Origin of the sequence: Paenisporosarcina sp. TG20 (assembly GCF_000286315.1) — a bacterium.
Lineage (GTDB): Bacteria > Bacillota > Bacilli > Bacillales_A > Planococcaceae > Paenisporosarcina.
Genome location: NZ_ALJG01000352.1, coordinates 35,914 through 41,968 on the forward strand (window position 1 = coordinate 35,914; position 6,055 = coordinate 41,968).

At 38.3% G+C, this 6,055-nt stretch carries 4 protein-coding genes, 1 tRNA gene and 1 pseudogene; 2 read left to right on the forward strand and 4 right to left on the reverse strand.

Annotated features, from left to right (window positions below):
* The 4 genes from B371_RS0117455 to B371_RS0117470 form a co-directional block, all read right to left on the reverse strand.
* Positions 1-765: an SDR family NAD(P)-dependent oxidoreductase gene (locus B371_RS0117455; protein ID WP_019415605.1), complete on the reverse strand. Its 765-nt coding sequence runs from the start codon at positions 763-765 to the stop codon at positions 1-3.
* A 26-nt stretch (positions 766-791) separates the two neighbouring features.
* Positions 792-1,967: an acyl-CoA dehydrogenase family protein gene (locus tag B371_RS0117460; RefSeq protein ID WP_019415606.1), complete on the reverse strand. Its 1,176-nt coding sequence runs from the start codon at positions 1,965-1,967 to the stop codon at positions 792-794.
* 88 nt (positions 1,968-2,055) lie between these two features.
* A complete protein-coding gene (locus B371_RS0117465; RefSeq protein WP_019415607.1) occupies positions 2,056-3,651 on the reverse strand; it encodes a long-chain fatty acid--CoA ligase in 1,596 nt (531 codons plus the stop codon).
* Positions 3,648-4,418 carry an SDR family oxidoreductase gene (locus B371_RS0117470; protein WP_019415608.1) on the reverse strand — a complete coding sequence of 257 codons (771 nt, stop codon included), beginning with the start codon at positions 4,416-4,418 and terminating at the stop codon, positions 3,648-3,650. The genes B371_RS0117465 and B371_RS0117470 overlap by 4 nt, the downstream gene beginning before the upstream one ends.
* Positions 4,419-4,769: 351 nt before the next feature.
* Between B371_RS0117470 and B371_RS0117475 the strand changes: the two genes are divergently transcribed.
* Together B371_RS0117475 and B371_RS0117480 are read left to right on the forward strand one after the other, a co-directional pair.
* Positions 4,770-4,841, forward strand: a tRNA-Asn gene (locus B371_RS0117475).
* Positions 4,842-5,710: 869 nt separating this feature from the next.
* Positions 5,711-5,953, forward strand: a pseudogene (locus tag B371_RS0117480) (DUF3231 family protein); the annotation flags it as partial.
* Positions 5,954-6,055 lie beyond the last annotated feature (102 nt).

Genomic DNA, 6,055 nt, shown 5'->3' on the forward strand with positions numbered 1-6,055 from the left:
TTAATTCCTTGGTCCACCAGCAACATAGAGTACCTGACCGCTGACAAATGATGATCTTTCGTCTGCAAAAAAGACAACTGCATTCGCAATATCTTCCGGCTTTCCGCTTCTACCCACTGGAATAGTTGAGACACTTGCTTTGATTAGTTCTTCGAATGGTATTCCAATTCTTTCCGCCGTCGATTTTGTCATTTCAGTCTCGATAAATCCAGGTGCTACTGCATTTGCGGTGACACCAAATTTTCCAAGTTCGATTGCCAAAGTCTTAGTTAATCCTTGAAGACCAGCTTTAGCCGTGGAATAATTGGCTTGGCCGCGGTTCCCTAATGCTGATGTGGATGAGATATTGATAATTCGCCCGTATTTATTCTTTGTCATATACTGTTGGGCAGCACGAGAAGCAAAAAATGCACCTTTTAAATGGACATCCATGACAGTTAGCCAATCTTCGTCGGTCATTTTAAAGATCATATTGTCCCGAATTACTCCGGCATTATTGACCAATATATCGATTGATCCAAATTTCTCAAACACTTCTTTCATCGCCTGCTCGATTTGGTCACGGTCAGTAACACTAGCAACTTTTGTATAAAAAGAGTAACCCTTTTCATTTAATTCAGTTGCTGCGATGTTCAAAGCTTCTTCATTTACATCAATAATAGCCACATTGGCACCTTCACTTGCAAAACGTTCAACGATTTCTCTTCCGATACCACGGCTACCACCAGTAACAAATGCTGTTCTTCCTTCAAATGCTTTTCCCATTATTGTGCCCCCTAATAATCTATCGTTTAAATAAATTGTCCTACTTTAACATGTCCTTTAAGTAGGTTTCTTGAAATAATTATGCGTTGGATTTCATCTGTTCCATCATAGATTCTCCATAATCTTGCTTCACGGTACCAGCGCTCGATTGGCAATTCTCTTGTATAACCCATGCCCCCATGGATCTGCAAGACACGATCCACAACTCGATTCCCCATATTTGCACCATACAATTTAGCCATAGATGCGAGATGGCGATTATCTTCACCTTGGTCAAGTGTAAAAGCTGCATTAAGTACAAGCCATCTTGCCGCTTCAATTTCGACCGCTGAATCTGCTATTGGCCACTGGATTGCTTGACGTTCCGCAATTGGTTTGCCGAATGTTTGACGCTCTTTTGAATAATCAATTGCCATCTGTAAAAGTCTTTCACTCATTCCAACGGCCCGTGCCCCGACTACCCATCGTGCAAAGCCAATCCATTCAAGTCCTAGATTGTACCCACCATTGACTTCACCTAAAATGTTTTCTTCTGGTACACGGACATTATCAAAGACCAATCCTGCTGGTCCCCATTCACCCATCGTGTCAATGTATTCGGACTTCCACCCCATATCCCGGTCCACAATAAAGCAGGTCACTCCTTCTCGACCAGTTTTTTGGTGTAGTTCTTTGTCTGTAATTGCGATAACCATTACGAAATCGGCTTCGTTCCCGCCGGTAATAAAAGTTTTCTCACCATTTAGTACCCATTCATTTCCGTCTTTAACAGCAGTCATTTTCAGATTTTGCGTATCAGATCCGGCTTCTGGTTCCGTCATTGCGAAGCACGATTTTTTTTCGCCATTGATCGTTGGTATTAGATACTTTTTCTTTTGTTCTTCGTTGCCGTAGTAGAGGATATTATCGGCTGAACCAGCAAACCTGAATGGTACAAACGTTTTAGAAACCTCCATTAGAACAATGGCCATCATTAGTTGACCTAGATTTGAACCACCGTATTCTTCAGGCGTGTTGATTCCCCAGAAACCAAACTCCTTCGCTTTTTCCTGTAATTCAATCATTTTTTCTTCAGTTAAGCCTGGACGACCTTCTCTTTCATTTTTTAATACTTCATTTTCTAAAGGAATTAACTCTTTTTCTACAAATCTTCGAATTGTTTTCTGAACCATTTTCTGTTCGTCAGATAATCTCAAATGCATACTAATCTCTCCGTTTCTACTTCTCTATTGGTTAGAACAATCTCTTTTATTCGTTAATCCCCTATGGGCAAAGTGTGGATTCTTCAAGTTAGCTGTACTGTTCCTTTAATACTCTTTTTAATATTTTTCCGACTGCTGTTTTTGGTAATTCATCTACAAAGAGGACATCTGATGGTGCTTTATATGCGGAAAGTTTGGACCGACAGAAACTAATCAACTCCTGTTCAGTTACCTGCTCCCCATCCTTTAATACCACTACAGCACGTATCGTTTCCCCACGGTATTCATTTGGCACTCCTAATACGGCAGCTTCTAGCACAGCAGGATGGCTGTAAATTACGTTTTCAACTTCGATTGGATAAACGTTGAAGCCACTTGCAAGTATCATTTCTTTTTTACGACCTACAATATAAAAGAAACCATCTTCATCCATTTTCGCGAGGTCACCTGTAAATAACCAACCATCTCTGATCGTCTGTATCGTCTCTTCTGGCTGGTTCCAATAACCTTTCATTACTTGTGGACCTTTAATGACGAGTTCCCCAATTTCACCAATGGATAGTGTTTGTTGTCCTGTTACAGAATCTACTATTCTAGCATCAGTGTTTGGTAGTGGAATTCCAATACTGCCGTTTTTTTGCAAACCTTCAATCGGGTTGCGATGCGTTACGGGAGAAGCTTCCGAAAGACCATATCCCTCTGCCACTTTAGTGCCACTAATTTCATTAAATCGTTTGAGAACTTCTAGAGGCAATGGTGCTGAACCACTTGTACATGAAGATAAACAGCTTAAATCGTATTTCTTAATCTTGTAATAATCAATTAATGCAATGTACATAGTTGGTACGCCCGGAAATGCAGTTGGTTTTTCTCGTTCTATTAAGGCTACAACTTGTTCAACTTCAAATTTAGGTACTAAAAGTAAGTTTCCTCCATTGTAAAAAGTGAGACACATTCCACTTGTCATTCCGTATACGTGAAACAGTGGAGAAATGGCGAGCACTCGCTCTTCCCCTTTTTTAGTTTTGATAAAAGAAGAGGCTGCGCTTTGCAGGGTATTAGCAACAATATTATGATGGGTCAGCATTGCTCCTTTAGGAAGCCCAGTAGTTCCTCCAGTATATTGAAGAACGGCTACATCTTTTTTTGAATCAATAGGAACATCTATCATTTCTTCACTTGATGTACCATCAGTGAAGTCACTATCTAAGTCAACAGCTATAACAACTTTTACAGAAGTTTGTGTTTTAATACTTTCAAATACGGGAAGAAGTCTATCTAGAATAATCAAAGCCTTCGTTCCAGAATCGTTTAAGATATGGAGTAATTCAGCGGGCTGGAACATTGGATTCAATTGAACTATTGTCGCTCCACAAGTTAGTGACCCGTAAAAACTTATTGGATACTGTGGACAGTTCGGCAGCATGAGCGCCACTCTGTCTCCTTTTTGGATGCCTAAATTAGTTAAAGTGAGAGCCGCACTTTTAATCCTAATGGCCATATCGCAGTATGTATAAGACCTCCCCAAAAATGTCATTGCATTATGATTAGGATACGTTTGTATCGATTTATCGAGCATTTCCTTCAAAGAGATATCAGGAATATCGATTTCTTTAGGATTTCCTACTACTACATGTTGAAGCCAAGGTCTATTCATTTCCCTCTCCTCTATATGAGATTTCATAGGGAACTTCCTCCATCTACAGCAATTACTTGTCCGGTCACATAATCACTAGCTTGGCTTGCTAGAAAAAGTGCCGTTCCTTGCAACGATTTGGAATCGCCTAATTTTTTCATTGGATTATGTTTCACAATTCTATCAGCATGTTGTTCGATAACGTGCTTCGTCATTTTTGTTTCAAAAAATCCTGGTGCAATTGCATTTACGTAAATTCCTCGGCCAGCCCATTTACGGGCCAAGTCTTTTGTGAAATGATGGATGGCTGCTTTGCTTGTACTGTATCCAATAGCATTTAGTACTTCTGGTGGTTCTGCCTTCAACCCGGCTACTGATCCAATGTTGATGATTTTTCCATAACCATTTGTAAGCATATGGTTTCCGACTTCTTTAGACATGAGGAACGTGCCAGTAACATTAACATTCATTACTTTCTGCCAAGCTTCAAGTGGCATATTCTCGACACTTTCACCCCATGTTGCTCCACTGTTATTGACCAAAATGTCGATTCCAACGAAATCAAATAGAACAGCTTCCACAACCCTTTTCACCTGTTCTTCATTGCTCACATCACATTCATATGCTTTTGCTTTAATTCCATATTTACTTTCTAAATAGTTAGCTGTCTCTTGGCAATTATTCAGTTTTCGGGAGCAAACCGCGATATTTGCGCCATACTCTGCATAAACTTCTGCAATGTATCTTCCTAAACCGCTCCCTCCACCAGTAATAAGAGCTGTACGTCCACTTAAATCAAACAATGAATTTTCCACTTCTTCACTCCCTCTGAAAGTAAATACTTTACGTATAGCTATTATACTAAACGGTCAGTATGTTAAGAATAAAAAAGAAAACACTTGTAATACCCAGTAATGTAAGCGCTAACTATATTCTTTCAATTCAGTATATAATATATATTCTGTTATATCAATCTAGTTAGTTAAATTTTTTTTAGTATGAAGAGATATTCAATGCTTTGAAATTTTTCCTATATGACATGTGTAGGGTCAGGTCTACTCCAAACTTGATTATATAGTAGTGATCAAAAGTATTTTGTATCGAAAGGGATTAAATGAATAGTACTAAGAGTTATGGGTATTATATGTTTAAGTTATTTATTTCATTCCGAAGTAGCTCAGTGGTAGAGCAACCGGCTGTTAACCGGTTGGCCGTAGGTTCGAATCCTACCTCCGGAGTCGCACTCACAACAAACAGCAAAACATTTAATTTAGAAGTACTTTATTCTATTTAAAAATAAGAAATCCTTTTTTATGGAGTAAAACACCCTAAATCAATGGTAAAATGTAAAACACCTTCGAAGGTACACTTGAAACAAGAAAAAAATCGGAGGTGTTTTTGCATGGGCAAAAACGTATATGCTAGCAAGATAAAACTTGGATTATTTCCTTGGTGAACCATATGTGCCGAAATATAAATTCGAAGAAGCACAGTCCCTTGCCTATAAAGTTCAGGCAATAAAACACACAGCTTGCGAGCTGAAAAAGGACAAGCTATAAATCTACTAAAGAGTGTATCTTTTCTTTCTCTACTGCGAATCATTCAGGTTCTTGTTCTACTAACCTGTTCTTATCTACAGTATCCGCTCAAAAAAGTTGAAAGAATGCACCTTTTATCTCTGATTACATGTAGTCATAGATACACGTTTTTAGGACATGACTTATTCCTCCCATGGGTACAATTGATCCCGAAGGCTTTAGCATTTTTTCCATCAGGCAACAAGCCTATCTATCACACCTACCGCGCTTTCGCTTACTGTCCTTGAAGTTAAGTGTGGAAGAAATACACTTCCACACTTAACTTCAAGGTTTTGGAGTACAAAACACAAAATAACAGTAAAATAGAACCTTTATTGGTTTGAATTTAACACTCTAATTGACATCATAATTAACAGAGAAAATAACACCATAAAAAGTAGTTTGAATAACCAAGCTCCTTTTGTCATGAATTGTAATGACCTCTTATCCAACTAAACGAGCTTTAGTGCAACAAAAAAAATCATAATAAAATATAATTTTTTGGGGATTATATAAATAGAGGTGATTTTATGGATAAAGAGGATTTAAAGCTCACATCGGCTGAAATAGGGACATTGTGGGGGGAATATATAAATGGGACCGCCGTTGATACTGTAAATAAATATATGGTATCCACCATAGAGGATAAAAAAATAAAAGCACTATTCGAAGATGCGATAAGAACGTTCGCTAAACAAAAAAAACAGATAACTACTTTTCTTGAAAACCAAGGATTTCCAGTTCCAATTGGATTTACTGATTCAGACCTTAACCCGACTTTCATCAGTTTTTGATAAAAACACATCAAAAACCGACTTTTCACGTATAGAAACGTTGATTTATCAACGTTTCCCTTCCGGGAATCTAAATGTAGT